Source organism: Bacillus sp. 01N45, assembly GCF_056399205.1.
The window spans coordinates 116,341-142,563 of record NZ_JBFTQW010000008.1; the positions used below are offsets into that span (position 1 = coordinate 116,341).

Sequence of the window (26,223 nt, forward strand, 5' to 3'; positions counted from 1 at the left end):
TAACCGAGCATATATTATCGTATGGAAATTATCCACTCATAAAACCTATCTTTCTTTAGAGCGTACTTTTTATGTATGCTCTTTTTTTTATTTATCTCTCATTCTGTAAACATAAACCTGCTCACTTTTATATTTCACGGGCGATCAACCTATCTGCTGCTTATAAACAATTTAATCAATGTGTAATCAACAATACTCCTTTATTTATTATACGTTCACTATTCTGTTAAATTAGTGTATTGATTGATTCAATCATCATTCATTAATATATTCCCCTTCTAAATTGACCAAATATGTATTAAAATTCTTTATATACTCAAGGAGGTCAAAAATGTTCAAGTTGCATCCCATACTACTCATCTTAGGATTTATTTTATTTTTATATAGTGTAATCGTCTTAATGTTTTTCCTTTCTATACAATAGCAATACCTACACAAACCTATGTTAAATATGTAATTTCTATATAGTAAAGAAAAAGCCCGTAATTATACGGCCTTTTATGTATTAATAAATTTAGATATCTTTTCTATTCCATAAGACTACTAGCAAATGTAATGCCTAAGAACTTTCACAACCATGTTACTTGTTTCGTTGTACTCTTTTTATTACCTGCAGAATATCTAATACTCATAATAAGCTAGCACTTTCAACCTTACATCCTAGCATGTAAAATTCTCCTGAAACAAACTATATTTAGCCTATTTACTTATATATTTTAGAAAAATAATAATAATCCCCCACCATTTGGTGTAGGGGATTAACTAAACCTACTGAAAAGTATTTTATTCTCTTCGTTATTTAATTGGAGAAGGAAATCTTGCAGCTTCAAAATGTGAGCCGTCTTCTGAAGGACTTAAAACTCCGTCTATGCTACTTTGTGCATAAACCTCAACTTGATCTCCTTCATTCAATTGAATAATCGTCGAAACACTTACTACATTTCCAAAACCTATTGGACCGAAAAAGTCATTATCTATAGCTATTGCTGCGTTTCCATTTACACGAATTTCTACACGAGCTCTATAATTTAAACTAGGATCGTTTGGAAAGAAACCAATCGTTCCAATAATAGAGTAAACTCCCCTAGTCTTCGGAATAAAAATAGACGTTACTGGATTATACTCATTTGCTAAATCAAATTGTTCATTTTGGAACAATACCTTTACAAAAGTATTGGCAGGAACCGTTTGATTCACCGTATTTCTAGCTCTAAATGCAGATGCCCTAACAAGCTTCTCCTCGTTGTCATTACACTTACTCGTGCTCTTACAACAATCATGCTGTTTCTTTTTATACTCTTTACAATACTTACAGTAGTAATAGCAAGACATGCTAGTTCCCCTTTCATGCTTATTACTACATATTATGTAAGGGGGATTCGCAATGTTTGGACGAGCTATTGTTTTAGCACTATACTTATCGCCTATTTATATACACTTGAGAGGAAAACATATTAATAAAAACACAACCTAGATGTATCGTGCAATCCATTCAAATTTAATGGATTCTTCACTTAGCTATTTCACTTTCAATACAAAAAAGAGCGAATCTACATTCGCTCTTTTTTTATGGCCCAAAGCTTATCATCCAACCTAACATAAATCCAAATACAGCAAACAACAGCATAAAAACAAATAAACTACATGCCCACAATGCATATTTTCGACTTTTGCTTTTTGTGATCATACCTACGACTGAGCACACCACGCCAATACCAACTATTTGCAGAAAACCTTTACCTATAAATGTTTCTTGAGTAAGCAATATAATGTTCAAATACAATAACGCTAGAAAGGCAATAATTAATGAAATAGTCCCCATCCACGTTTCCTGTTTATACATATGATTCTTTCTTTTTTTTAAGAATGCCAATTCCATAACCTCGCTTCACCTACTTTCAATTTTCTAACTTTTTCGTGGCTCATCAATTTTTCAACTTCTACTTTAGGCCCAGTTACAACTGCCCCGTATGTTTTCACCCCATTTTTTTCAAGGAAAGAAATACGCTTTGACAACTCTAATACTTTCGCTCTAGATAGCTTCACAGCTAAATCTTCATGCTTCTGTAATGACTTTAAAACATCAATAAATTGTTCCTCATGAGGTGAATCACTTTCAAAAGCACCACTTGGCCTTGAAATCATTTCTGCTGGAAAGCCAATCGGGGCTACATACATACCCTCTTCATTCGTTTGCTTCTCCTCTAATCCTGTATTAATGGCATACCACACAATATCAATAGTAGGAAACATATCCGTTACCTCTTGTACACTTAATAATTCTCTAAAAGATACAAATGCTTCTACAACAGATTCTTGCGGAAGACCCTTTAATACTTGCACTTCTTCGCTACTATTATAGGACGCATTATAATTATTAGGATGAGACAATACTTCGTTGTCTATATACGGGATTTTCGGAATTTTTTCATCTGTTGTATATTCACGGCTTACTTTCGTTGCTCTACTAAATACATAATCTGTTTTCTCTTCTCCTATTCGAATATCTTTCTTTCCTACTCTTTTATACAAATCAAAATGCAATTGCAAACTAAGCGGTATCAACGTTTGCTCCATGTCCCTATCTTTCAAAAATACATTTGGTTCTGTTACACTTAACGTTTGATTTACTACATTCCGTATCTCCATTGCGTTTGTAGGTGCCAATGTATAATATAAGAGTGTTGATATATATATAATAGGTTGAATAAGTAATAAAAAAGTAAATACAATTAAAACATTCGTAATACGTGCTCTTTTTTTACCTATTTTCAACAATTGCTCTTGTTTTCCATCAGATAGTGAAGCCGGTCTTTGATGAATAGCTTCTTGTAACAGTTCTTTATAATCATCTTGTTCAGAATGAGGTTTATCATTTGTCATTTTGACTCTTTTCCTCCTTTAACAATTCTTTTAATCTCTTTCTCCCGCGAAACATGTGACTTTTATACGTATTTAACTTTAAATCTAATACAGAAGCACCCTCTTCGTACGTTAATTGATGTACGTCACATAATAAAATAGCTTGTGCCTCTATTACCGGTAAAGTATGAATAATCTGAATTAACTTTTCATAACTATTTTTTGCGACTACATACTCTTCTGTAGATTCCTCCGCTTGTATTGTCTCTAATTCCTCCGTTCCTACAAAGGTTACTTTTTTCTCTTTCCTAACATAATCAATAAACGTATGATATGCCACTTTAAAAAGCCATGATTTTACCTTTTGATTTTCATAGTCTTCTAAATAAAGATACGCCGATAAAAAGTCTCTTGCATCAAGTCCTCCGCTACGTGATGGCTACGAGAAAGGGAAAATAAATACCGGTACACATCGTTTATATAAACCTTATATATTTCTTCAATCTCCATCCCCCTCCTCCTTTCATATATAACACGAATAAACAAATTCAAAAGTTGCATTATTTTTCCTTTTTTCTTTTTTATTTATAAAAAAACATCTTTTATACATTTTAATAACTATTTACAATTATAAACAAAATACTAGATATTATGGCTGTAAATATCTTTCAAAACCAGTAAAAAAACGATTCAGATGTTCTCCTACTTTTTGTAAGTTGATAGTTATATGACAATCATCCTGTACGATATACCCGCAGATAGGACTTCGTTGTTACATCTGAATCTGGTCCGCGTAAATAAATGTTCATGTATCCTTTCATACAGAGCCACTAACCATCATTTTTCATGATAAATTAATCCCCACTTTTTCTTTAATCGGTATCATCTCATCAAAAAACATTTGTAGTATGTACGGAGATTATCTCATCGGCTATTTACAAATTGTAGGTGAGGACTATTTGACGCTTACATATCCCCCTCTCCATTTGTGGGTAATAAGACTCCAAAAAAATTTCGGAACATGCAAGAAAGGTAGGTAGGAGCCAGATCGTCCGTATATGTCCAATTGGCGAGGACTAATAATCGGTTTGGGATACCTGCCCCCTACTGATTAAACTTTCAATTTATAGATTAAATACAGTTCCATATGGGATAGTAAGAAAAGAACTTCCATACGGTGTGATTTGATGCACTGGGTAAAAATACTCCATAGATGAATAATACGGCTGGATACCTTGTTGCTGCATTTGCATTTGTTGTTGCATTTGTAATGCTTGTTGAACAGCTTGAACTGTACTTTGTGCTCCACTAAACGTTATTGATGTACCATACGCTGGTCGCATACCAGCTTGAGTAGCAAAATAAGAATAAAACATTACTTTCATCTCACTTCCCTAAAAGTAATTACAAGTTATGTTATGATTCTTTATTTCAGTGGGTGCGGAGAGTTAATCTATTAGCTTTGATTAGGTTTAAAGATTTTTATTATCTGTTACACTTTCATATTTCATTTACAAGGTTCATCTACTAATACTAATTTAATTTTTGAAGGGGCATTTCATTAACAAGTTTCTGATAACTATTTTTTAAATTCGACTACTTTCAAAATTTTAGAAATGAATGTTTAAGATTACTAAAAATAGATTACTTATCTATACAACCTTCACAAAATAAAAACACCCTAAACGGATGCTTTATTTTTCACTACTTTTATTCATTAACAATAATTCAATTGTCCTCGTATTTCACCATTAGAATGTTGTACTGTATGAACATTAATATATATGTTTCCAGATATGATTTCATTTACAAGAGTACCTAATGTTTGACCCGCTAACGGCCCGACCAAATCTTCTTGAGTAATCATTCCCGTAAGAGTTGCACACTCTATTGAAACTGGATTTGTTATAGGTCCAAATAAAAAGCTACAACAGGACCGTTCGTTCCTTTTGACCCAAGATGCAGATGGGCAGCTACTACATCCTCTATATCGAATAAATCTAGCTTGAATTTTAAGCTAAGCTTGTCCGGGCTTAATTTAAAGAAAGCCTCTCCTCGAGCACCTGTTTCTACTGGTGGAACTTCATTCCTACCGCGTAACTTTGCAAAGAACATATTTACCACTCCTACGTTGTTATATACTCCTAATATATTCTTGTCCTTCATATATAGTGTTAATAAATCAGGTATTAGTCTACTTAATTTTTTTATACCATAGGTTAAATTATCAATTTCTATTAAATCCATTAATCCGACTATTACGTATTTGAATTTTATTCATATACTATATTAGATTACTCGGAAGGAGGCGAAAGTATGGAAAGCTGTGTTTTGTTCGTTAATGGACAACCTCTTTTAGTGGTCTCAGTCGCTGGAATCGAAATTGCTAGATTAGAACTTTCTCTTCAAGTAGCATTGACCTTAATAGCATTAGGAATTCCAATCTGTGCATAAACGTTAGGTATCTATTCAAAAGAGAGCTTAGGCTCTCTTTTTTATTTATATCTTTCCTTCACAACAAAAAAAGACACCACTAAAAGCACGGCATCGCGTAAAATAACTGCTATTTGTTTAATCATTTCTTCACTAGCAACCCTAATTCATGTAGAATTTCTGAGAACGAATAGCCATATGCAAAACCTACAATACGAATCCCTGGAATCCATCTATGTTCTAAATTTTCATTGTATGTTTTCTTATAATACTTTAATTTAGAGTCTATACTGTATTTGTCGTTAATAATTACTTCATCGCTATGAAATCCATCCGTTTCAATCTGAACAGCTACGTACTCTGCTCCCTCAATAAAGGCTTTGTTATAACACTTTTCTAATTCTTCTAATGTCACTCCCATTATTAACCTCCTTTCCAAATGGGTGTTTTGTTCAATAAAAAAAGAGCATCTAGATCAGTAGATGCGAAGATATATATAAGGTAAGCTCTTGGAGTATTTAATAGATTATAAACTGGTTGCTTGTCCTACAATATATTATATGATTTTCATATAAAAATGGTTCATCAAAAAACAAGGTGAAAATTACTCATTGTCATTTTAGAAAATAGTTACATTTTACTTTTTTAAACTAGTCTATCAATCGCTCCCTTCCAACTCCTCATTTTCTTCACGTATTTGTCCAATTAATGAAATTACGGAACCGACGGCCTGTATCCAACTTCCTGCAATTTCTATCAGCTGTCTTCCTTTATTTTTTCATTCGGTTCGCTATTTATTTGAGTGTTTAAATTTTTTCCATTTATATTACTTTTCCTATAAAACAAAGTAGTTTTTGCAAATAGATGATTTCTTCACTAAAACACTTAATAAATTACTCTTTTATGTTTTAAGTTAATAAAAATATATTTCCATTTTGTTTTCTAGCCTTACTTACACTTCTTGTTAATAACCAAGTATTAATTATACGTCCCATAAGAACGTCTTGATTTTCTAAACATATACTTAGAAGAAAAATATTCCTGAACATTACACAAATACTTACAAATCCTTTAAATGCAGAAGAAAATACAAACTCTTAAAGCATACTTAACGATGATAAAATTTTAAAAAGGAGGTAATTATGAAAAATAATCAAAACTCAAACGATCCGTGCAAAAAATTCCAATTTCCCTGTTTTATTTCTATATCCCCTTGTGATCAAAGTAATTGTTGTACACCTGTTTTTTTCTCATTTTCTCAGCAACAAGAATTATTGTCCCTAATTAACCAATTAAATCAAGCTATCCTTTCTTTCTTTACCACGCCAAATCCGACAACTATACAAATACTCCAATCATCATTACAAGCGTTAAATGATTTAATCATTGCAGTACAACCAAATACTCCAAATAAAAATTTAGTTATACGAACTATCACTCAATTAATCAATTCTTTGCCCACTGCATCTCTTACTCAAATCTCTGCGTTATTCCAATTTCTATTCCAAAATTTATCTTCGCTCATTAGTTGTTCCAATATATCGGACCCATTGTTACAACAAACATTCAACTTAATTTTGCAAGGAATATTGAATAGTTCTCTATTAAATATTATCGGAATACCCGGTCCTACTGGAGCGACAGGACCTAGAGGATTTTCAGGACCTAAAGGAGCTACTGGTCCTCAAGGTGTGCAAGGAATTCAAGGGCCAGAAGGACCAGAAGGAGCTACTGGTCCTCAAGGTGTGCAAGGGCTTCAAGGACCGGAAGGACTTGCAGGAGCTACTGGACCTCAAGGCGTGGAAGGGCTTCAAGGGCCAGAAGGACCGGAAGGACCGACTGGACCCCAAGGTGTGCAAGGGCTTCAAGGACCACCTGGACCACCTGGACCCACTGGCTCTGGGACTGGAATGGGAGTTCCTGGACCCCCAGGACCGACTGGACCTCAGGGAGTACAAGGAATTCAAGGGCCGGAAGGACCAGAAGGAGCTACTGGACCTCAAGGTGTGCAAGGCATTCAAGGGCCGGAAGGACTCGAAGGGCCGACTGGACCTCAAGGTGTGCAAGGTATTCAAGGACCGGAAGGACCAGAAGGGCCGACTGGACCTCAAGGTGTGCAAGGTATTCAAGGACCGGAAGGACCACCAGGACCGACTGGAGATTGTGAGTGTCCAACAGGACCTACGGGACCGACTGGGCCAACCGGCCCCACTGGACCTGCATGTAATTTCCTTGTTTATGTTACAAACGCAGGAGCCATAGACGATCCCACAGATGATACAGTATCTGTAATTAATACCGGAACAAATACAGTTGTTGCTACAATTACTGTAGATAATGCTCCTCTTGAAGTAACCGTTTCACCAAATGGGACTCGCGCTTATGTTACTAATATTTTTTCTGATACCGTATCCGTTATTAATACTTCTACAAATTCTGTTATCGCTACCATTCCTGTTGGAAGCGACCCGATTGGTGTAGCTGTTTCTCCAAATAATACAACTGTTTATGTTGGAAATCACGGTAATAATACTGTTTCTGTTATAAATGCTGCTACTAACACAGTTGTTGCTACCATTCCTGTTGGTAACGCTCCGCAAGGAATCACCGTTTCTCCAAATGGAACCTTTGCATATGTCGCAAACGAATTAAGCAACACAATTTCTGTTATTAATACTGCTACTAATACAGTTAGCGCTACTATCCCTGTTGGCATTCGTCCTAGAATAATCGTCTTTACACTAGATGGCACTCGTGCCTATGTCACAAATCAAAACAGCAATACTGTTTCTGTTATTGACACCGCTACTAATTCCGTAATTAATACAATTAACGTAGGTACTGAACCGGTTGGTATAGATATTACACCAGATGGCACACGTATTTACGTTGTAAATAAAGTTAGTAATAATGTATCAGTAATAAGCGTGGCGACAAATACTGTAATTAATACAATTCCTGTTGCCTTATCCCCGGATCAAGTAACCATCATACCAGATGGCACTCTCGCCTACGTTACAAACCAAGGTAGCAATACTGTTTCTGTTATCAATACTGCTACAAATATGGTTATAGATACTGTTCCAGTAGGCGTTGCTCCAACTGGTATAGCAACTGGAACTATTTGTGAATAAAAAAAACAGAGAGACAAAAATATATGTCTCTCTGTTTTTTTGCGTTCCTTAAAAACTTCATATTCAAAGTCCCCCTTTGTATGAAATGAAGTAACTGCTTAACTTTACGAACGTGAAAAACAGTCACAAATTATCTATATCACGCTCTAATCATATTTTCTAATCTTCTAAAATTCTTTTATAAAATAAAAAAGCAGCTGTTAAGCTACTTTACATTCGTTTTATCCCCAAGAGAAATGATATATATATTCTCCCGTTACACTTTGATTAATCCCATTAATTCTAGCAAACCGCATTAAGTCCGCTCCTTGAAGAAAATACATCGCAAGCATTACTGGCACTTGTGACCACATAAACTGATAAAGCTCCTCGGCTCTCAAGTTTGTCGAAACAATTAAATCATTTACAGGTCCTTGATTCCATACAGAAGTTCTAACTGAAATAAACGGAAGATCCTTTCCATTTACCACTATTCTTGCCATACTTTGAGTTATGTCCATATCAATGCCCTCCATCATTACAAAAATCGGACCTGTGTATTTACTCCTATGGTTATAAATATTCTTGACTTTCATAAATGACTAAGGCAAACCTCTATTTTTCGCTTCTATTCAAATAAATTTATTTATTACAGTAAAAAACAAATGAAATTTTAGTATTACTCTCCCTCAACTTCCGTATTATTTAAATATTCCATACCCTTGTTCGCTTTAAAAATCTGGTATGCAAAATTACATATCTTATTATCTCAATATCACTTTATTAACTACAATTTGATAGAAATTCATTTGAATCACCTGATAAATCAACATTTGTAATTTAATTCCTTATTTAAAATTCCACCTTATTATTCTTAAACACTATATTCAAATAATTATATTGGAATTTATTGTTGTATACACATCTATCTTTTTCATGTATTATATACGAGAAGAGTAAGGTAAGAGTTACTCTTTGCCATTTTAGGAAAGGTCCTGTTGGAAACAACAGGACCTTTCTTCATATAATTGCATTTCCGTTTATTTCCATAATATTATTTATCAAAAACACTATGCCCACGTAACAAATATCTGTAAATCCATGAATATGCATGCGCTTTATGAAAAAAATAAAAAAGCACGTTATTCGTCATTTTAACGATAGCGCGCTTCACTCATCTTCTTTATTTGCTTTCTTTGATTTTTCATTCTCTTCTTTCTGGGCTTTCTCCACTGCTTTTAAAAACCCTTCCAATGCTTTTTTCGGATTATTATCATTTAGTGGGTGTAGATCCATTCCAGTTTCCTCCTCTTAGAAAGTATTCCATGAATACCAAGCTCAATAAGAAATACAAAAGCCACAGCACTCACACACCGTGGCTGAATATATAAAATAAATTGGGATTTTCGTCATTTTTGCGAACCAGCTTTACAATTACCATTGTGTATGAACATCGGTTTTTCTAGCATCTAGTTCACCTCCTTAAAAATGCAGGATTTCCCTTTCCAATATTGAATTAGTAACATTTGGAAAGGAGGTGTAACATGGCGGAAATTAAAGTGGGACTTACACAATTTTTAGACTTCACACTGAAAAGTAGTGCAGCTAAAACAAATTTTGTAAAGAATTTAAAATCTCAACCTGAATATCACCCGGTTTTTGATTACTGGAAACAATTACGAGAAACTGTTATTAAATTTCATAAAAACGAACTACCTTTTGATTGTTTTGAAACATTAGTACAAACTGTTGATCAGAAGAAAAAGCAAAACTACATTGATGTTATAAAGCAGTACAAAAAATTTATTAAAAACAAAGAAGTCTCTTGGTTTGATCCAGGTAAATCACATTGGTTATCAGATAATTTAATCGTCCGCTCATCACCTGAACTCGGTTTGCTCATTAATGATGAGCCGCATCTTATTAAACTATTTTTCAAAGGAAAAAAAGAGCGAATTGATAAATATAACATCAACTCAACACTGACATTATTAAATGAATCAACATTTTCAAATAAATATAACGATGTGAATTATACTGTCCTTAACATCCAAAAGAACAGAATGTATACGAATAACTCTATTAATAATGATCATTTAATAGCTCTTGAATCAGAAGCCCACCAGCTTTGTTATTTATGGAATAAGATATAAAGGGTATAGGTATCTCTTTCAATACCTTGTTCATGCGTAATTTGGGCACAATTTTCACAAATCCAATTCGTTTCTTTTAATTGAAGCTCACCTTCTTGTTTCTCACAAACAATGCAAGGTGGGCGTTTTTGTTTCTTCACCCATTTCAACATCCTAATTCCCCTGACTTCTTAACCGCTAAATAATTCCTAAGATGTTCTTATGATCCCTTTCGCGTTCCACATCATGTTTTTTCTTTCACTCTATACAGTGCAGCAATTTCCCCTCTTGTTAGTCACGCTTCTTTCACCCATATTACTTTTTGGGGTTGTGATTATTGCTGGAACTCATATAACGCCGCCCTAATCTCTTCTCTCACAACTTCACGAATACGTTCTTATAACGATTCCTCTAAATTCATACATGCATCCCCTACATCTTTTTTTGAATTTCCTGCTTGTTGTTTAATTCACTCATAAAATTTATGAGTAATGATTATCCACCGTTTACCTTCTCTAAGTACCAGAAAGAGATTGCTTGTTTTATCCGACATTACATTTCAGTCGCTTCATAAGCATCTCATAAAAATATGTGAGGAAAAAAAGAACGTTATAGCAATGGCTATCATGAATACAATTTGAATTACCCTACTTATAATAGTAACCTTACAATTCAGAAGTTTGACACAACCCTAGAAAAAGCTTATAAAGAAAAGTGAGGTTCCTAATATTCGTTTCTAGTTTCTAAAGTATACATCCGAAGATCATTAGCGAACGTTTAGGACTTAACAGAGTAGGTATCACATTGGACAATTACTTCCATGTTGTACCAGGACTTCAAGAAACTGCGGTGGATCAATTTGCAAACGAATTATTCTGAAAGAAAAGCTCTCGTTTGAAGTTTTCATTTCACAGCAAATACACCAACTAAACAATCAAAAATATTGATAGTGAAAAAGGAGAAACAAAACATGAAAGAAATCAAATCTGAACAGGAATTCAAAGACATCATCGCAAGTGAGGAGCCAGTAGTTGTAAAGTTCTTTACTACATGGTGCCCAGATTGCGTTCGTATGGATAACTTTATCGGAGATGTAATGGAAGAGTTCAATAAGTTTGAATGGTATTCTATTAATAAAGATGAGTTCCCAAGTATCGCTGAAGAGTATCAAGTAATGGGTATTCCAAGTTTACTTGTATATCAAAATGGTGAGAAACTAGGCCACTTACATAGTGCTAACGCAAAAACTGAAGAGCAAGTTACTGAGTTTTTAGAAGCATACTAAGATTAAAACCCTCTGAAAAATAATTTCTAGAGGGTTTTAATCTTTTTTCACAATTATCTTTTGTAGTTGTTTCGTCATTTCTTCAGAAGTGTAGTATACAGTTTCTTCATGACCAATGTACATAATTACACTCCTTTCCCCTTCATCTCCAAGGCATAAATGGATACCCTTCGTATCACTATTTTCATATGTAATTAATATATCGTATTGTGGTGTTTCGCCTCTTCTCTTTTGTTTTTTCATACCATTAAACATATTATTAATCCCATTGATTATTTGTTTGTCTTCTATGTTTAGAAAATAATTTTCATTTAATCCACCGTAGCCATTAAAAGTAGATATGGATACTTTAGAAATATTATGTTCCTTCACATTTTCGATATTTGATGAATTACACCCAGTCATTATAAGAACAATACATAGTAAGAAAAATATTAGTTTTTTCATCCTCTTACCCTCCCACCTTTTAATTGTAAATAAACTCCAATTATTTTTATCCCCTAACTTTGCACTTTACAACATATTTTTCCTTCACGAAACTTTGTTATCCCCTTCTTAAAAACCTAAAAAACGTCAACAATGTTTGTATAGACCCACACGAGTTTCGTTTGGTACTCTATTTATAGAAAGAAATCCCTTGTAGAAAGGTGAGTGATYAWAATGRATACTCTTTCTMATAAAGAAGCTGATAAAGGWGCTATTGTCAGCATTATGGCCTACATATTTTTATCCTCTATGAAAATTATCATCAGTTATATTACCCTCTCTAGCGCATTACGTGCTGACGGTTTAAATAACTTAACGGATATCGGTGCTTCTTTAGCGATATTAATTGGTCTAAAAATCTCTCGTAAACCTCGTGACCCAGATCATCCTTATGGGCATTCACGCGCAGAACAAATTGCATCACTTGTTGCTTCTTTTATTATGGCAACGGTCGGATTAGAAGTTATTATTAGTGCTATTCAATCTTTTTTAAATCCGAAACAAGTAGCGCCTAATGTACTTGCTGCATGGGTAGCCTTATTTTCTGCTGTCGTTATGTACTTTGTGTATTTGTATACGAAAAAGATTGCAGCGCGCACAAAAAGCAAATCATTAGAAGCCGCTGCAAAGGATAATTTATCAGATGCTCTCGTAAGTATCGGTACAGTAGTAGGTATTGTCGGTTCGCAGTTCCAAATGCCTATTTTAGATCCTATTGCCGCTTTAATTGTCGGCCTTATTATTTGTAAAACTGCATGGGAGATTTTCGTAGAAGCTTCTCATATGTTAACGGATGGAATCGATCCAGATAAGATGGAAGAGTACGCTGGTGCTATTGAACATATTGGTGGCGTGGAAAACATCGTAGATATTCGCGCTCGTATGTACGGGAATCAAACGTACGTTGATATTACAATCGAAGTAGATGCTCGTATGGATGTTGGTGAAAGTCATTGTATTACTGATAACATCGAGGCTATGCTCCGGAAAAAGTTTGGCATTTACCATGCACACATTCATGTTGAACCAATGGAAAAAGAACCTATTATGACATAGGTTCTTTTTTAATGAACGCTTTATGAAATATAACACATAAAACGAGCCAGCTACCGCCAGCTGCCCATCCTGCTAATATGTCAGATGGATAGTGAACGCCAAGATATATTCGGCTAACTGAAATAGATAATACAACAAAGCTCGCTATAAAAATAATCAACAATTTTTTATGCAATGTAATACGTTCTTCAGTAATTGTGACGTATGCAATAAATCCTAAAAAAGCAGTAGCATTCATCGTATGACCGCTCGGAAAACTATATCCAGTTGCAGTAACAAGCTGCGTTACATCAGGTCTTGCTCGTTCGTACCATAGTTTAAGCATACTGTTTAAATAACGAGATCCATAATAATTAATTGTTAGAAGTAATGCACTAAGCAACTTTTTTCTAACGAGAAAATACATTACAAGAATGATGAGTAACGGAAAATATATTCTTTTGGAACCGATAAAAGATACCCAAGTAAAGTAGGCTGTCAAGTAATCGTTTCGAAAGCTTTGAATAAAATGCGCGACTATATTGTCAAATTTCTCAATACAAGCGGTATGATACGAAAGTGATAATACGACAAAACAAATGAGTAGCGTAAAACTTAACAAGTATAAATGTCGATATCGTTTCACATACATAACCTCACTATACAAAAAAATGGAGCGGTTGTTTTAGTTTTCCTCTCCATTTCTTTTTTATGCATAGTTTATTTAAAAATATAATTGTTAATTTTTTCTTGCATTGTTTGAATATCTTCATTCGTTACTGTAAAGCGAATCACTTTCTCGTCAAGATCAAGCGCTTCTGCAAATAAACCTGCTAATCCGCGAGATTTTCTGTCTACTTCCATAATAATCTCTAGGCGATCGTAAGCGCTTGGTAAGATTAATAATTCTAGTTCATCTAATTTCCCATAATACTCTCCGGAAACAGGAACAAACTCAAATTCTTGTGCAAACGGAACTTGCTTACGTAATCGATACGGTAATTCTTCACATTCTATATGACGCGCTTTAAAACCTAATTGATTTACACTCTCTAACACACTATTTAATAGTGCATTGGGCAACACTTGAATGTAATCACGATCACTTGGATCTATACTGCGTTTAATATCAAGACCTGTATGCACCCAAACTGTTTTCATTCCAAGTGTAAGCGGGGTTTCAACTGGCATTATAAATGAAAATGGAATTTCTATTTTTTCATTCGGCTCAACAGAAAAAGGTTCTGTTAAACGAACTCGCTCTAAATCATATGTTGCTGTTACTTTTTTATCATCCACTTCTCGTACATACGACGTCGATAATGTTAAGTAAATGCTTTCAATTTGTTGGCTAACTGAACCACCAGTTATATGAACCTTCCCTAGTATCTCTTCTCCAACAATATACTCATCTTTTTCAAGAACTGTATCTACTTTTGCATTACCAATACCAACACTTGCTAAAAACTTTTGAAACACGGAACCTCCATCCTTTCTAAAGCAAAAGCTATATCTTTTTTTAAATCTTGTACATTCTCATAGTACGGCGTTTTTATTTGTAACATTCGCATAAGCATTTCACGGTTATAATTTTCCAAAGTTAATTCGTCATACCATGGTTTTTCATGTTTTTCATTAGATTCATAGCCTGCATATAATAAAAATAACGAGAAATGACCAAGCGCATAAAAATCGCTACGAAAGTGAACTTCTCGCATCAAAGCTTGTTCACCTTCATAAGCTGTAGCTCGTTCATCACCCTCACCCTTCAATTTAGCTAATCCAAAATCAATAATACTAATTTGGTTTTCTTTCATTAATATGTTTGGAATGCGTAAATCTCGGTGAATTATACCTTTATTATGAAACACCGATACAATTTCTAATATTTCATATAAAATTTTTAAAACTTCACGTTCTGTATATACATGCCCATCTAAGAAAATATAATCTTCGAAATTTTTACCAGGCATATATTCCATCACGAAAAAGCTTTTTTTCTCCCATACGAAATGATCATATAAACTAGGAATTGCATGATGATTTAATGTTTGTAAAATCATTTTCTCTTGTTCAAATGATTTTCTACCTGACTCATACCTTTGTTTACTCTGTCTTAATTGTTTTAAGACTTTATTTCTATTTATTTGTAAATCATTAACGACATATGTAACCCCATAACTGCCCATTCCAATTACTGATTCAATTTTATAACGTTCTGCAACGATTGTATTTTTTCGCAGTGGTCTATCAAATAAAGCTAGTATACGACGCCATTTCATCAGCTACTTGAAAAGAAGCTACGACTTTTACGTTTTCTTTTATAATGCTGATGCCCATAACCAGATGAACGTCGTTTATAATCGCTACTTGAATAAGAGCGACCTCTATGGCGATAATCACTACTAGAATACGAACGATTTTTTTTCCTACCTAATAAAGAATCAATAATTTTTTTGAACATCCCTTCACCTCTTGAGTAAAATTTCCTTTTAATTATACCAATAATTTCCGAATATATTTGTGACAAGTTTGTAAAGAGTAAAAAACGACGAGTTAAGCCCGCCGTTACTTTCACTCATCCTCTTCATCAAAAACTTCATCAATCATACATTTCTCTAATAAATACTCAAATGTAATATCTGCGAGATCTTCAATTTCTTCTCGTTTTGGGACGTACCCTCTTTCAATTAGTTGCTCATAAAAAAACTCCGCAATCTCTTCCGTATCAATTACGACCTCAATTTCCTTCATGAGCATCACTCCTTTATTTCTGTTTTATGAAAAAATCTCAAAATTATGTATATGAGATTAGAAAAATAGTTTTTCTTTTTTTATAGGTCATATCCTTTGGACGAGATGCATACGATGGTAGTACAAGCTATCAAAAAGGGGGATTTAATTATGGAATACCAATATGAGGTAGAACAAGAAGTAGGGCAAACAAAAGAAGAGTTCATGCATGAAGATCAATGGGCAGACTCTCTTATTAAATGGCTTTTTATTTTTTTAATAATTGTAGGCATACCTTATACTGCATATGTTGTTGTTCAATTCATTCTCTCTTTCTAGTTAACTATTTTTTCTCTGTCAATTTAACTAAATAATTATGAACAACATCCATAACAATTTTGTATTCTTCATCTTTAAATGTATCGAATAACAATTGATAATCGTTATAAATATCAAGTAATCCATCAATGATCTCTTGACGATTTGTCTTAACACTCACTTTTTTTGAGTTGTTAATTGACTTTAATTTTCCTAAATCTAATTTATTCATACCAGCTTTATCTTGTTTCATTTTCTTCAAAATTGCATTTGCCGTTTGAGCATTAGCAAGTAACGTTAAATCTGACTCATCCGCTTCTAACCATTCACCATCCGTAATTCGTGACAATTCGTATATAGTATCTTCCCATGCGTCATTTTTATATCTCCATACTTCTGTACGAAAACCAACAATTCGAAACACATCTTTATCGTATCCTGTTACTTGCACGAGATCACCAAATGTGAAATTATAATTTAATTCAATCCACTCAGTTTCACCTTTTTTCATATCTTGCTCTGAAACGTGCTGCAACGTTTGCTCTACGTAAAACCCATCGTGATTATTGACTTCGTAAACGTAAACTCCATCTAAAACCTTCATATTTGTGATTTTACCAACGGTTCCATATAGCGTAATCACGACTATGTCCCCTACGTTATATTTAGGTTGCTTTTTTCTCGCCATCTATATCTCTCCTTTTTTTGACGTCGTGATTTTGATAACAGTATATGCAACCTACATAAAAACGCTTATCACAGAAGCGTATATTCATAAATTTTTTCAATAAAAAATATCACCGTATAAAAAAATTATTTACAACGTAAAAAAAAGCTAGCAAATAGACTAGCTTCACGTCAAAAAATTCATATAGTTCTTATCTCTCTTGTATGTATAAATCCCAAGCTTCATCAAATATAGACATACTTTCTAGCAATCCACTTAACTCTAAGTATGAACTAATTTCATCATAATCTTCAGATTGCTTTGGAAAGCTTAAATCATCATACATTGCTTCTGCTAAATTCGATACTTCATTACTAAATAAAGCTGCACGATGCTTCATCATATAGTGGTAAAATGTCTTTTTCAAAAATATTCCCTGCCTTTCTAACTTGGATACATTATACAAGGCAAAAAAGAAAAAAACCAGCATAAAAGCTGGTTAAAAGTCGAAATAATTTCTTTTTAATAGACGTGGTCTTCCCATTAATTCTTCATATGTTAGTTGTTTTGGTAGATCTTTCGTATAAATTAGAAACAATTGATCTTCTATTTCTTTCACTGTTTGATCTGCTTGATAGTCCATACCACATGAGGAACAAGAAATGCATGGTGTCTCTTGGATTTCAATGGCTTTCGTACCATCTGGTAATTCCCAATATACAGTATTCAAGCTTTCTTTCGCTTCTGTACTGTCACACCACATACAATTCATACTGCATCACCCTCATTTTTTTTGTCGTTTTCTTCTAATTTAGCCATTTGCGATTGATACTTTTTATCTTTAAGTTGATCACGCTTATCACGTTTATCTTTTAGTGATGCATGAGTGTCATTATCTTCATAGTCTTTACGACGGCTCATACGCTGTAAGTCGTCTGGAACAAGGTTAAATTTCTTATCACTCATAAGACCTGCGATACCAACATCTGAACGTTTTTCTTCGTAGTTTGGATAGATTTCTTTAAAGTACCCTTCTGCTCTTCCTGGGATATAGCTCTCTGGCTCTGGATACGTTGTAATAACACCTTCAAAGTTACGAAGCACAACTTTATCTGCACTTTGCGAAATTAAATAGTTTGGTTGAAGCGCAATTTTCCCGCCGCCTCCTGGTGCATCTACAACGAATGTTGGAACCGCATAACCAGATGTATGACCGCGTAAACCTTCAATAATTTCAAGACCTTTAGATACTGGTGCACGGAAATGACCAATACCTTCAGATAGATCACATTGATAAATGTAGTATGGACGTACACGGATTTTTACTAAGTCATGCATAAGTTTTTTCATAATTGGAACGCTGTCGTTAATACCAGCTAAAATTACTGCTTGGTTTCCGACTGGAACACCAGCATTCGCTAGCATTTCACATGCTTTTTTCGATTCCTCTGTAATTTCAATAGAAGTATTGAAATGTGTATTTAACCATACTGGATGGTATTTTTTAATAATGTTACATAAGTTTTCTGTAATACGCTGCGGGAATACTACCGGTGCTCTCGTTCCGATACGAATAATCTCGACATGCGGAATCTCTCGTAAATTTTTTAATACATATTCTAAAATTTTATCGTTAATAAGAAGACCGTCTCCACCAGAAATTAATACATCTCGTACTTGTGGTGTATCACGAATGTAACCAATTGCATCATCTAATTGTTTCTTCGGCACACCCATTCCAATTTGTCCACTAAAACGACGGCGTGTACAGTAACGACAATACATAGAACATTGATTCGTTACTAAGAACAATACGCGGTCTGGGTAACGATGTGTTAGACCTGGAACTGGTGAATCTTCATCTTCATGAAGCGGATCTTCTAAATCATATTTTGTTTTATATAACTCTTCCGAGATCGGTACAGATTGCATCCGAATCGGACAGCGTGGGTCATCAGGATTCATTAGCCAAGCATAGTACGGTGTAATATTTAACGGGATCGTTTTTGTTGAAATTTTAACGCCTTCTTCTTCTTCAGGTATTAAATTAATCACTTTCTTTAAGTCATCCAAAGTTTTGATCGTATTCGTTAATTGCCAAACCCAGTCATTCCATTGCTCTTCAGTAACATCCTTCCACAACTCGATATCCTTCCAGTGACGATTTGGTTTGTATACATCATGTAACATTGCTATTCCCCCTTTTTATACGCTCATCCTTTATATAAGCAATAGTTATGCCAACTTTACATTATTGATAAGTAAATGTACGGTGAACGCTATTACATAAACGAAAAAATATTTGTAAGCACTGTATAAAATCCATACATACTATCATATTCATTACTTTTTATATATGTAAACGCTCTTTTATTGGTGCAAACACACAAAAACCGCCAATTATTCGGCGGTTTTGTCGTACTTACTCAATTTATATTGAAGCGTTTGGCGAGGGATACCTAACATTTTTGCAGCTTGTAATATATTCCCTTCCGTTTCAATTAACGCTTGATCTATTAATTCCTTTTCTGTTTGATGAAGTGCTTCTCTAAGTGGCAATATGCTCTTCTTCTTTGGCAAATTCTCTTTCCGAAATGTACGCGGTAAACAATTGGCTGTTAGTGTATCCCCTTCTGCAATAATGACAGCATGTTCAATCGTATGTTTTAGCTCACGAACATTGCCAGGCCATTGATAAGCTTGTAGTCTTTCTTTCGCTTCCTTATCCATTTGAAGTACACCTTTTTTATAACTTTTATTATATTCGTTCAAAAAATAAGACGCTAATAATAAGACATCCTCAGTTCTTTCACGTAGCGGCGGAATATACAATGAAAAGACATTTAATCGATAATATAAATCAGTACGAATTTTATTCTCTCTTAAACATATTTCTGGTGGCTGATTCATTGCAGTAATAACGCGAACATCTACTTTTCTCGTCTTATTATCACCAATTCGACGAATAACACCATCTTCTAATACACGTAGCATTTTCGCTTGTAAATCGAGAGGCATTGAATTCAGTTCGTCTAAAAACAATGTCCCACCATCTACAAGTTCAAATAATCCCGCTCGTTCAATTGCCCCAGTATAGCTACCTTTCGTCGTTCCGAACAATAAACTTTCTAATAGCGACTCTGGCAAAGCTGCGCAGTTTTGTGCAATAAATGGCTTGTTCTTCCGTTTAGAAGCTTCATGAATCGCTTGTACAAATAACTCTTTCCCTGTTCCTGTTTCCCCATATATTAAAACATTTGCATCAGTTGGCGCTACTTTTTGTGCTAATTCTTTCGTCTGTTTAAATCGAGCATCATCCGTCACAATCGTCTCAAATGCAACATGCTTTTTAATTACTTTTTTTCTAGATGACCGCTTTATTTTTGACTGCAAATCTACAATTGTATCCGTAAGTTTTTGAACTGTGGAATAATCCTTTGCAATTTCAACAGCCCCAGCAATATTTCCATCTATAAAAATAGGTAACGTCGTATTTACTGTACAAATGTCTTCCCCATTTAAATTTTGATAATGCTGAACTTGATGAACGATTGGTTTTTTTGTATCTAACACTTTCATTAACGTACTCGTTTCCCTAGATAAAGAAGGAAACGCTTCTAACAAATGTTTTCCTAACACTTTTTCAATTTTTGACCCATCGTGTTTTGCAGCTACAGTATTATAGAAAATTGTAATACCATTTTCATCTACTGCGTGTATAGCCTCATCAATACTGCCCAAAATCGCTTCAATGACTTCTTGTGTCGAAACTGCTAGCAATGTCATCCCCCCTTTTGCCGAAAATCCAGCAATCACATGCCGAATTTCCGGCATACCTATATGCGATTATAAGCATGACGATTCCGTTCTATTTTTTATACCGTACTATTTAGACAAATCTTTCACCCATATATTCATATCTTCCAGCTTATCGAAAATGTAGCAGTTGTTCGCCAGTCTTCCTGTATACGTATAACCTAACTGATGAAAGGCCGCATTCATTCCGAAAGAAAGCGATCGAGCAATTGTATAGGAGCAGAAAATCGATTTTTCTTGCAGTTCTTCTTCTAACTTAATTAGTAAACTTTTCATAAACCCATGCTTACGATATTCGGGTAAAGTAGCACAATTCGTTAATTCTGCATTTCCTTCTTTTATATTCATTTCTGCAGATGCTGTACTAATTATTTCCCCCGCGAATTCGTACACATAGTATATTGTATCGTCTTCCTTCATCGTTTGTTTTACATAACTCGCTTCGTTTAAAGGAGTCGGATAAACTTCAAATACTTTTCCAAAGACAGCCGCTAATTCTTCCGCATCCTCTTCTGTCGCTTTTCTTAATAAAAATTTCTCTGGTACTATTTTTTCCTTTACTTCTTTTGCTTTAACACCGCTTAAAATGGTATCTTCCTCAGCCCAATGAATACTATTTCGTCTTTCATCATTAATAAATTTCACGAAGAAGTATGCATCGTGACCTTGAAAATAATGCGGTATTGTTGCTTCCAATAAAAAACCGAAAGAGAGCCATGTAGAAACATGCTCTCCCTTTCCTTTAATAATACATTTAGTGAAAGAATGCTTCTCTGCTAATTCGTCAATTGTTTGGATAATCCTCTGAATATTTCCTGTGTAGTGGTCTACTCGAATACGTTTATTAAAATAGTCTAAAACGCCTTCTACTGTATAGCCATTCGTCTGTTCTCTAAAAGATTCATAGTATTTCATTTTTTCACCTCACACCAATCTAGTAATGTACATGCAATAATTTTTGCGGCAGCTATCATTTTATCAACTTCTATATATTCGTTTGGATAATGTGCTACTTTCGTCTCTCCTGGACCAAATACTATCGTTGGTACACCTGAGATTTGTGTAAATAAACCTCCATCAGTCCCCCACGGAGATGCTTCAATAATCGGTTCATTCCCTTCGATTTCAACAAAATTATGCTCTAGTGTTGTAATTAACTCATGATTTTCTTCTAGTTCACCAGGAACCCATCTCGCTCCAAACCATTCTACTTCTACAGGATTTTCAACAAACCAATTGTCCACATTATTTAATTCAGCGATCCAATTCTCGAACTCTTCTTTTGCTGCCTCTATAGTCTCATTCGGCGCAATACCATATCTTCCTTCTAAATTTAATGAATCAGGAACAGAACTTGGCCAACTCCCACCTTCAATTTTCCCAATATTAATTGGAATTGGAATGGGGATTCCTTTAAATAACGGGTCTGTAATTCGGTCATTTCTCTTCACTTCCAATTTTCTCAAATGATCTACAACAAACATACTTTTTTCAATTGCACTTACTCCTTCATAACGCGTTCCACCGTGTGCTGCTTTGCCTTTCACATGTAGACGAAACCACATGGACCCTTGTTGTTTCGGGAAAAACTTCATATTTGTTGGTTCTGGAATAATGACACCATCTGCTTTATATCCTCGTAATATAGTCGCTAATGTTCCTGCCCCGCCACTTTCTTCTTCAATTACACTTTGGAAATAAATATCTCCTTTTAATTCAATACCAGATTCAATAATAGCTTCCATCGCAAGCATCAGTGCGACATTGCCGCCTTTCATATCCGTTGTTCCACGACCATATATACGATTCCCTATTTGCTCACCACTATAAGGGTGATGGTCCCACTGATTCACATCTCCTTCTGGTACGACATCAATATGTCCATTTAATATCATAGATTTCCCGTCGCCACTTCCTTTTAAAGTTGCCACTATGTTCGGGCTATCTGAAAAACTTGTACGCGGTGATACAAAATAAGGATGATCTTTCATTTTAGAAAATGAAGGTTCCCAAATATCAAGATCTAAACCTAGCTCACGTAATTTTTCAATCACAATTGCCTGCGCACCACTTTCATCACCAGATACGCTTTTTTCTTGAATTAATCGTTTTAAAAATTTTACGCTTTCCTCTTCATGACTCTCGATATAATCACAAATTTTCTTTTTTAATTGCTCCATATATTACATCTCCCCTCATTCGATTACTAGTAAGTTAGAGCCAATTTTGAAATCAGCTTCTGTATGTTGTTTTATATCTTCCACTGTGTATGGACTCATTAATTCTTGTAAAACGAGTCCACCCTGCGTCACTTCCATAACTGCCATATCCGTAATAATTAAATCTACACATTTCTTTGAAGTTAATGGTAATGTACACTCCGAAACAATCTTTGCATTTCCGTATTTATCGACATGATTCATCACAACAACGACCCGCTTCGCTTTTTGTGCCAAATCCATCGCTCCCCCAATACCTGGAACGCGTTTTCCTGGTACAATCCAGTTTGCTAAATCACCATTCTCACTTACTTGTAATGAACCAAGAATCGTTATGTCTAATAAACCTTTTCGAATCATCCCAAACGCTGTGCAACTATCAAAATAACTCGCTCCTGTAATTAGAGAAGTCGGTAAACCTGCTGCGTTACATAAATTTTCGTCTTCATTCCCTTTTCTTGGCGTAGGTCCCATACCTACAATTCCATTTTCCGCATGAAACATAACGTTTATATCGTCAGGAAGATGATTCGGTACAAGCGATGGTATACCAATACCTAAATTTACAATCATACCATTTTGTATTTCTTTCGCCGCACGCCTAGCAATCTTATCTCTCACTTCTACGCCCATACCCATTTCCAATTCACTCCTTCCGACGGTACGATATAATTTACAAATACTCCTGGGACAACAATTTCTTCTGGATCTAAACTTCCAAGTGGAACGATTTCTTCTGCTTCTACAATCGTTATATCCCCTGCCATAGCTACGTGAGGATTCATATTACGAGCACTTTTATCAAACACAAGATTACCAAACGGATCCGCTTTTTTCGCATATACAATCGCAACCTCAGCAGTTAATGCTGTTTCAACTAAATATGTCTTGCCATTCATTTCAACTGTACGTTTTCCCTCTTCTACAATCGTATCAACACCTACATCAACTAATACACCTCCAAGTCCTACACCACCAGCACGAATACGCTCTGCTAATGTTCCTTGAGGAGAAAACTCGATTTGTAACCTTCCTTCGTTTAGCTGTCTTCCTGCATTTGGATTTGAACCAATATGTGAAGTAATTAATGATTTTACTCTTTCATTCGTAACAAGACGACCGATTCCTACATCAGGAAATCCCGTGTCATTTCCTATTAAATTTAAATTTGTAACTCCTTTTTCTAAAATCGCCTGTATTAAAGATGGAGGGGATCCAATCCCCCCAAATCCTCCAAACATTAATGTCATATCATCGTGGAACAAAGAAATTACTTCCTCTATCTCTTTTAATTTATCGAATGTATTCGTAATAGTTGTCATGCGATACTATGCCCTCCTTTTTGCATCATTTCTTCTACACTTTTTGCAAAAATTGAAAGTAATTCATCTAACTCGGAATATGTAGTTGTCATCGGCGGTGCTACAAGCAGTGCACTATCTTCTTTTCCTGCTTGCCCTGAAACAGCTTGGTATAAAAGAAGACCATTTTTAGCTGCAACCGAAATAAGTTCCGACGCTTTTGTAAACGGTTGCAATTCTACACCAATCAGCAACCCTTTTCCGCGCACATCAGCAATGATTGTCGATTGTTGCTGAACTTTCTGTAGTCCTTTTATTAAATACTCTCCCTTTTCTGCTGTTTTTTCAGGTAGATTATGTTTCTCCATATATTCAATAACAGCTAGAGCTGTTGCTGCAGATAATGGATTTGCACTTAACGTATGCCCACTCATTACAGAACGCGATCCACGTAAAATTGGCTCCATAACACGGTCACTTACAATCGTCGCTGCCATCGGTGTATATCCAGCTCCTAAACCTTTACCAAGAGTCATAATATCCGGTTCTACACCCCAATGCTCCATCGCAAACCATGCGCCAGTACGACCAAGCCCTGTCATTACTTCATCAGCAATAAATAAAATATCGTAATGACTACAAATATCTTTAATGACTTTATAATATTCTTTCGGCGGAACGACTGCGCCTCCAGCTGCTCCTATAATCGGTTCAGCGATAAAAGCTGCGATATGTTCTGCACCAATTCTTTCAATTGATCTTTCTAGTTCAGTCGCACAAGCAAGCTGACAAGTTGGATATACCTTTTGCACCGGACATCTAAAACAATATGGAGCTGGAATAGTTGGATAATCTTCTAAAATTGACACGAAACGTTGTCTGCGCAGTGGATGCCCAGACATTGATAAGGCTCCCATCGTAATACCGTGATAACTCATCCATCGTGACAAAATTTTATGCTTCCCTTGAATACCTCGCTCTTGAAAATGCTGGATTGCAATTTTCATAGCTGTTTCATTTGCTTCCGTACCACTATTTACAAAAAAGCTCCAGTTCAAATCTCCTACACTTAAATCGCTTAATTTCTTCGCTAATTTTTCAGCTGGTTCACTCGTAAACTGTGATCTATAAACGAAAGCAATCTCCTCTGCTTGCTTTTTTATAACATCTGCAATCTCCTTTACGCCATGCCCAATACCTGCCGTAATTGCCCCTGACGAGCCATCAAAATATTTATTTCCGTTTTGATCATACAAATACACACCTTTTCCATGTGAAATCATTGGATACGGCTGACCAACAAGTGGTTTAATTAAGTAATCGCGCATAGCGCTCCCCCATTTCTCCAATTTGTATATATATATGAAGAAAATTGACGTTTCTTTCATAAAAAAGAACCCTCTGCGAAAGCAGTGATTTTATCAAAAAACTATTATAAAATATACAAATGAGTACTAAATATTAATTTAGAAAACAGAAAATTCAGAACTTAAAACGAAGACCAACCCTTATCTATACGCTCCAATAACCCTCCTTTATATAAAATAAACGCTTCACTACATATTTTCTTAACATAATATCAGCTTCCCTCAATTGCCGACATTGTGTAAACTTCGACGAAACTCCCTTTAAACTCCTTCCTATTCTCCTACTTTATATTGCATATTTTCAAACAAATATCGACAATTAATCCTACTAAATACATAGCAATTATTTTTATAGAAACCTATATTTTACATACATTCTCCTCAGTTTTATACAATAAAAAAAGAACCGATTAACCACATTAATCAGTTCGGCACGACGCTCTTTTATCGGTTAAT

30 protein-coding genes and 3 pseudogenes are annotated in these 26,223 nt (G+C 34.8%); 6 read left to right on the top strand and 27 right to left on the bottom strand.

All coding sequences use genetic code 11. The features are described from left to right. Positions 1-795: 795 nt before the first annotated feature. From AC1DMU_RS19410 to AC1DMU_RS19435, 6 genes and pseudogenes are all read right to left on the bottom strand, one after another. Positions 796-1,332: a C1q-like domain-containing protein gene (locus AC1DMU_RS19410; protein WP_001278094.1), complete on the bottom strand. Its 537-nt coding sequence runs from the start codon at positions 1,330-1,332 to the stop codon at positions 796-798. Between the two features lie 235 nt (positions 1,333-1,567). After that, a complete protein-coding gene (locus AC1DMU_RS19415; RefSeq protein ID WP_088063285.1) occupies positions 1,568-1,879 on the bottom strand; it encodes a hypothetical protein in 312 nt (103 codons plus the stop codon). After that, on the bottom strand, positions 1,861-2,883 hold the full coding sequence (locus AC1DMU_RS19420; RefSeq protein WP_088063284.1) for an anti-sigma factor: 1,023 nt from the start codon (positions 2,881-2,883) through the stop codon (positions 1,861-1,863). Before AC1DMU_RS19420 ends, AC1DMU_RS19415 begins: the two co-directional genes overlap by 19 nt. Further along, positions 2,873-3,372: pseudogene (locus tag AC1DMU_RS19425) on the bottom strand (sigma-70 family RNA polymerase sigma factor). The gene AC1DMU_RS19420 and the pseudogene AC1DMU_RS19425 overlap by 11 nt, the downstream one beginning before the upstream one ends. 614 nt (positions 3,373-3,986) lie before the next feature. After that, positions 3,987-4,238, bottom strand: coding sequence for a DUF3947 family protein (locus AC1DMU_RS19430; RefSeq protein WP_033656336.1), 252 nt, complete (start codon positions 4,236-4,238; stop codon positions 3,987-3,989). A gap of 341 nt (positions 4,239-4,579) precedes the next feature. Continuing rightward, a pseudogene (locus AC1DMU_RS19435) lies at positions 4,580-4,977 on the bottom strand (CHRD domain-containing protein). A 201-nt stretch (positions 4,978-5,178) separates the two neighbouring features. Between AC1DMU_RS19435 and AC1DMU_RS19440 the strand changes: the two are divergent. After that, on the top strand, positions 5,179-5,316 hold the full coding sequence (locus tag AC1DMU_RS19440) for a DUF3956 family protein (protein WP_000443219.1): 138 nt from the start codon (positions 5,179-5,181) through the stop codon (positions 5,314-5,316). Between the two features lie 121 nt (positions 5,317-5,437). On the opposite strand, the gene AC1DMU_RS19445 is transcribed toward AC1DMU_RS19440, so the two are convergent. Further along, a complete protein-coding gene (locus AC1DMU_RS19445) occupies positions 5,438-5,716 on the bottom strand; it encodes a hypothetical protein (RefSeq protein WP_088063283.1) in 279 nt (92 codons plus the stop codon). 237 nt (positions 5,717-5,953) lie between these two features. Then, positions 5,954-6,123 (bottom strand): annotated as a pseudogene (locus AC1DMU_RS19450) (DUF6944 family repetitive protein); the annotation flags it as partial. 314 nt (positions 6,124-6,437) lie between these two features. Between AC1DMU_RS19450 and AC1DMU_RS19455 the strand changes: the two are divergent. Continuing rightward, positions 6,438-8,429, top strand: coding sequence for a collagen-like repeat preface domain-containing protein (locus tag AC1DMU_RS19455; protein ID WP_088609399.1), 1,992 nt, complete (start codon positions 6,438-6,440; stop codon positions 8,427-8,429). Between the two features lie 221 nt (positions 8,430-8,650). Here AC1DMU_RS19455 and AC1DMU_RS19460 read toward each other — a convergent pair whose 3' ends face one another. Both AC1DMU_RS19460 and AC1DMU_RS19465 read right to left on the bottom strand, forming a co-directional pair. Continuing rightward, positions 8,651-9,004, bottom strand: a complete 354-nt coding sequence (locus AC1DMU_RS19460) for a hypothetical protein (protein ID WP_088063282.1) — start codon at positions 9,002-9,004, stop codon at positions 8,651-8,653. A gap of 574 nt (positions 9,005-9,578) precedes the next feature. Next, positions 9,579-9,704, bottom strand: coding sequence for a hypothetical protein (locus AC1DMU_RS19465; RefSeq protein WP_255288454.1), 126 nt, complete (start codon positions 9,702-9,704; stop codon positions 9,579-9,581). 248 nt (positions 9,705-9,952) lie between these two features. Here AC1DMU_RS19465 and AC1DMU_RS19470 point away from each other — a divergent pair, with 248 nt between their 5' ends. Next, positions 9,953-10,561, top strand: coding sequence for a hypothetical protein (locus tag AC1DMU_RS19470; RefSeq protein WP_088063281.1), 609 nt, complete (start codon positions 9,953-9,955; stop codon positions 10,559-10,561). Here the strand turns inward: AC1DMU_RS19470 and AC1DMU_RS19475 are convergent. Next, entirely contained in the window at positions 10,540-10,713 is a 174-nt protein-coding gene (locus AC1DMU_RS19475) for a hypothetical protein (protein ID WP_170968428.1), read from the bottom strand. The genes AC1DMU_RS19470 and AC1DMU_RS19475 overlap by 22 nt on opposite strands. Before the next feature lie 797 nt (positions 10,714-11,510). Here AC1DMU_RS19475 and AC1DMU_RS19480 point away from each other — a divergent pair. Beyond that, positions 11,511-11,825, top strand: a complete 315-nt coding sequence (locus AC1DMU_RS19480; protein ID WP_000658777.1) for a thioredoxin family protein — start codon at positions 11,511-11,513, stop codon at positions 11,823-11,825. Positions 11,826-11,861: 36 nt separating this feature from the next. Here AC1DMU_RS19480 and AC1DMU_RS19485 read toward each other — a convergent pair whose 3' ends face one another. Further along, entirely contained in the window at positions 11,862-12,272 is a 411-nt protein-coding gene (locus AC1DMU_RS19485) for a YhfM domain-containing protein (protein ID WP_088063280.1), read from the bottom strand. A 213-nt stretch (positions 12,273-12,485) separates the two neighbouring features. On the opposite strand from AC1DMU_RS19485, the gene AC1DMU_RS19490 reads away from it, so the two are divergent. After that, complete coding sequence (locus tag AC1DMU_RS19490) at positions 12,486-13,367, top strand: cation diffusion facilitator family transporter (RefSeq protein WP_476941548.1); 882 nt, start codon at positions 12,486-12,488, stop codon at positions 13,365-13,367. Here the strand turns inward: AC1DMU_RS19490 and AC1DMU_RS19495 are convergent. The 5 genes from AC1DMU_RS19495 to AC1DMU_RS19515 all read right to left on the bottom strand — a co-directional run bounded on the left by AC1DMU_RS19495 (position 13,357) and on the right by AC1DMU_RS19515 (position 16,100). After that, positions 13,357-13,992, bottom strand: a complete 636-nt coding sequence (locus AC1DMU_RS19495) for a phosphatase PAP2 family protein (RefSeq protein WP_000833364.1) — start codon at positions 13,990-13,992, stop codon at positions 13,357-13,359. The two genes, AC1DMU_RS19490 and AC1DMU_RS19495, sit on opposite strands and share 11 nt — an antisense overlap. Positions 13,993-14,066: 74 nt before the next feature. Then, positions 14,067-14,825, bottom strand: coding sequence for a sporulation protein (locus tag AC1DMU_RS19500; RefSeq protein ID WP_088063278.1), 759 nt, complete (start codon positions 14,823-14,825; stop codon positions 14,067-14,069). Further along, positions 14,807-15,628, bottom strand: coding sequence for a serine/threonine protein kinase (locus tag AC1DMU_RS19505; RefSeq protein ID WP_088063277.1), 822 nt, complete (start codon positions 15,626-15,628; stop codon positions 14,807-14,809). The genes AC1DMU_RS19500 and AC1DMU_RS19505 overlap by 19 nt, the downstream gene beginning before the upstream one ends. After that, the gene (locus AC1DMU_RS19510) at positions 15,628-15,810 is read right to left on the bottom strand and encodes a hypothetical protein (protein ID WP_000473373.1); all 183 of its coding nucleotides are present in this window, start codon (positions 15,808-15,810) and stop codon (positions 15,628-15,630) included. The genes AC1DMU_RS19505 and AC1DMU_RS19510 overlap by 1 nt, the downstream gene beginning before the upstream one ends. Before the next feature lie 110 nt (positions 15,811-15,920). Continuing rightward, positions 15,921-16,100: a YozD family protein gene (locus tag AC1DMU_RS19515; RefSeq protein WP_000658451.1), complete on the bottom strand. Its 180-nt coding sequence runs from the start codon at positions 16,098-16,100 to the stop codon at positions 15,921-15,923. A gap of 150 nt (positions 16,101-16,250) precedes the next feature. Between AC1DMU_RS19515 and AC1DMU_RS19520 the strand changes: the two genes are divergently transcribed. After that, the gene (locus tag AC1DMU_RS19520) at positions 16,251-16,418 is read left to right on the top strand and encodes a DUF3930 family protein (protein WP_000456535.1); all 168 of its coding nucleotides are present in this window, start codon (positions 16,251-16,253) and stop codon (positions 16,416-16,418) included. Between the two features lie 4 nt (positions 16,419-16,422). On the opposite strand, the gene AC1DMU_RS19525 is transcribed toward AC1DMU_RS19520, so the two are convergent. From AC1DMU_RS19525 to AC1DMU_RS19570, 10 genes are all read right to left on the bottom strand, one after another. Beyond that, positions 16,423-17,085, bottom strand: a complete 663-nt coding sequence (locus AC1DMU_RS19525) for a hypothetical protein (protein ID WP_000101496.1) — start codon at positions 17,083-17,085, stop codon at positions 16,423-16,425. 190 nt (positions 17,086-17,275) lie between these two features. Next, on the bottom strand, positions 17,276-17,491 hold the full coding sequence (locus AC1DMU_RS19530; protein WP_000750728.1) for a YozE family protein: 216 nt from the start codon (positions 17,489-17,491) through the stop codon (positions 17,276-17,278). 72 nt (positions 17,492-17,563) lie between these two features. Beyond that, positions 17,564-17,836 carry a YokU family protein gene (locus tag AC1DMU_RS19535; protein WP_000995761.1) on the bottom strand — a complete coding sequence of 91 codons (273 nt, stop codon included), beginning with the start codon at positions 17,834-17,836 and terminating at the stop codon, positions 17,564-17,566. After that, positions 17,833-19,254 (bottom strand): lysine 2,3-aminomutase, encoded by a 1,422-nt coding sequence (gene kamA, locus AC1DMU_RS19540; protein WP_000902134.1) that lies wholly within the window; start codon positions 19,252-19,254, stop codon positions 17,833-17,835. Before kamA ends, AC1DMU_RS19535 begins: the two co-directional genes overlap by 4 nt. A 210-nt stretch (positions 19,255-19,464) precedes the next feature. Next, the gene (gene rocR, locus AC1DMU_RS19545) at positions 19,465-20,850 is read right to left on the bottom strand and encodes an arginine utilization transcriptional regulator RocR (RefSeq protein ID WP_087982480.1); all 1,386 of its coding nucleotides are present in this window, start codon (positions 20,848-20,850) and stop codon (positions 19,465-19,467) included. Between the two features lie 99 nt (positions 20,851-20,949). Continuing rightward, entirely contained in the window at positions 20,950-21,795 is an 846-nt protein-coding gene (ablB, locus tag AC1DMU_RS19550; RefSeq protein ID WP_088063275.1) for a putative beta-lysine N-acetyltransferase, read from the bottom strand. Next, a complete protein-coding gene (locus tag AC1DMU_RS19555; protein WP_088063274.1) occupies positions 21,792-23,060 on the bottom strand; it encodes a peptidase in 1,269 nt (422 codons plus the stop codon). The genes ablB and AC1DMU_RS19555 overlap by 4 nt, the downstream gene beginning before the upstream one ends. A 15-nt stretch (positions 23,061-23,075) precedes the next feature. Further along, a complete protein-coding gene (locus tag AC1DMU_RS19560; protein WP_000525267.1) occupies positions 23,076-23,738 on the bottom strand; it encodes a CoA transferase subunit B in 663 nt (220 codons plus the stop codon). Then, on the bottom strand, positions 23,723-24,421 hold the full coding sequence (gene atoD, locus AC1DMU_RS19565; RefSeq protein WP_000208097.1) for an acetate CoA-transferase subunit alpha: 699 nt from the start codon (positions 24,419-24,421) through the stop codon (positions 23,723-23,725). The genes AC1DMU_RS19560 and atoD overlap by 16 nt, the downstream gene beginning before the upstream one ends. Further along, entirely contained in the window at positions 24,418-25,728 is a 1,311-nt protein-coding gene (locus tag AC1DMU_RS19570) for an aspartate aminotransferase family protein (RefSeq protein ID WP_001205889.1), read from the bottom strand. Before AC1DMU_RS19570 ends, atoD begins: the two co-directional genes overlap by 4 nt. Between the last annotated feature and the right edge of the window lie 495 nt (positions 25,729-26,223).

What these genes read in the sequence shown, in the direction of transcription:
- AC1DMU_RS19410 (WP_001278094.1), bottom strand. Translation starts at nt 1,332, where the DNA reads ATGTCTTGCTATTACTACTGTAAGTATTGTAAAGAGTATAAAAAGAAA.
- AC1DMU_RS19415 (WP_088063285.1), bottom strand. Translation starts at nt 1,879, where the DNA reads ATGGAATTGGCATTCTTAAAAAAAAGAAAGAATCATATGTATAAACAG.
- AC1DMU_RS19420 (WP_088063284.1), bottom strand. Translation starts at nt 2,883, where the DNA reads ATGACAAATGATAAACCTCATTCTGAACAAGATGATTATAAAGAACTG.
- AC1DMU_RS19430 (WP_033656336.1), bottom strand. Translation starts at nt 4,238, where the DNA reads ATGTTTTATTCTTATTTTGCTACTCAAGCTGGTATGCGACCAGCGTAT.
- AC1DMU_RS19440 (WP_000443219.1), top strand. Translation starts at nt 5,179, where the DNA reads ATGGAAAGCTGTGTTTTGTTCGTTAATGGACAACCTCTTTTAGTGGTC.
- AC1DMU_RS19445 (WP_088063283.1), bottom strand. Translation starts at nt 5,716, where the DNA reads ATGGGAGTGACATTAGAAGAATTAGAAAAGTGTTATAACAAAGCCTTT.
- AC1DMU_RS19455 (WP_088609399.1), top strand. Translation starts at nt 6,438, where the DNA reads ATGAAAAATAATCAAAACTCAAACGATCCGTGCAAAAAATTCCAATTT.
- AC1DMU_RS19460 (WP_088063282.1), bottom strand. Translation starts at nt 9,004, where the DNA reads ATGAAAGTCAAGAATATTTATAACCATAGGAGTAAATACACAGGTCCG.
- AC1DMU_RS19465 (WP_255288454.1), bottom strand. Translation starts at nt 9,704, where the DNA reads ATGGATCTACACCCACTAAATGATAATAATCCGAAAAAAGCATTGGAA.
- AC1DMU_RS19470 (WP_088063281.1), top strand. Translation starts at nt 9,953, where the DNA reads ATGGCGGAAATTAAAGTGGGACTTACACAATTTTTAGACTTCACACTG.
- AC1DMU_RS19475 (WP_170968428.1), bottom strand. Translation starts at nt 10,713, where the DNA reads ATGTTGAAATGGGTGAAGAAACAAAAACGCCCACCTTGCATTGTTTGT.
- AC1DMU_RS19480 (WP_000658777.1), top strand. Translation starts at nt 11,511, where the DNA reads ATGAAAGAAATCAAATCTGAACAGGAATTCAAAGACATCATCGCAAGT.
- AC1DMU_RS19485 (WP_088063280.1), bottom strand. Translation starts at nt 12,272, where the DNA reads ATGAAAAAACTAATATTTTTCTTACTATGTATTGTTCTTATAATGACT.
- AC1DMU_RS19505 (WP_088063277.1), bottom strand. Translation starts at nt 15,628, where the DNA reads ATGAAATGGCGTCGTATACTAGCTTTATTTGATAGACCACTGCGAAAA.
- AC1DMU_RS19510 (WP_000473373.1), bottom strand. Translation starts at nt 15,810, where the DNA reads ATGTTCAAAAAAATTATTGATTCTTTATTAGGTAGGAAAAAAAATCGT.
- AC1DMU_RS19515 (WP_000658451.1), bottom strand. Translation starts at nt 16,100, where the DNA reads ATGAAGGAAATTGAGGTCGTAATTGATACGGAAGAGATTGCGGAGTTT.
- AC1DMU_RS19520 (WP_000456535.1), top strand. Translation starts at nt 16,251, where the DNA reads ATGGAATACCAATATGAGGTAGAACAAGAAGTAGGGCAAACAAAAGAA.
- AC1DMU_RS19525 (WP_000101496.1), bottom strand. Translation starts at nt 17,085, where the DNA reads ATGGCGAGAAAAAAGCAACCTAAATATAACGTAGGGGACATAGTCGTG.
- AC1DMU_RS19535 (WP_000995761.1), bottom strand. Translation starts at nt 17,836, where the DNA reads ATGAATTGTATGTGGTGTGACAGTACAGAAGCGAAAGAAAGCTTGAAT.
- kamA (WP_000902134.1), bottom strand. Translation starts at nt 19,254, where the DNA reads ATGTTACATGATGTATACAAACCAAATCGTCACTGGAAGGATATCGAG.
- rocR (WP_087982480.1), bottom strand. Translation starts at nt 20,850, where the DNA reads ATGACATTGCTAGCAGTTTCGACACAAGAAGTCATTGAAGCGATTTTG.
- ablB (WP_088063275.1), bottom strand. Translation starts at nt 21,795, where the DNA reads ATGAAATACTATGAATCTTTTAGAGAACAGACGAATGGCTATACAGTA.
- AC1DMU_RS19555 (WP_088063274.1), bottom strand. Translation starts at nt 23,060, where the DNA reads ATGGAGCAATTAAAAAAGAAAATTTGTGATTATATCGAGAGTCATGAA.
- AC1DMU_RS19560 (WP_000525267.1), bottom strand. Translation starts at nt 23,738, where the DNA reads ATGGGTATGGGCGTAGAAGTGAGAGATAAGATTGCTAGGCGTGCGGCG.
- atoD (WP_000208097.1), bottom strand. Translation starts at nt 24,421, where the DNA reads ATGACAACTATTACGAATACATTCGATAAATTAAAAGAGATAGAGGAA.
- AC1DMU_RS19570 (WP_001205889.1), bottom strand. Translation starts at nt 25,728, where the DNA reads ATGCGCGATTACTTAATTAAACCACTTGTTGGTCAGCCGTATCCAATG.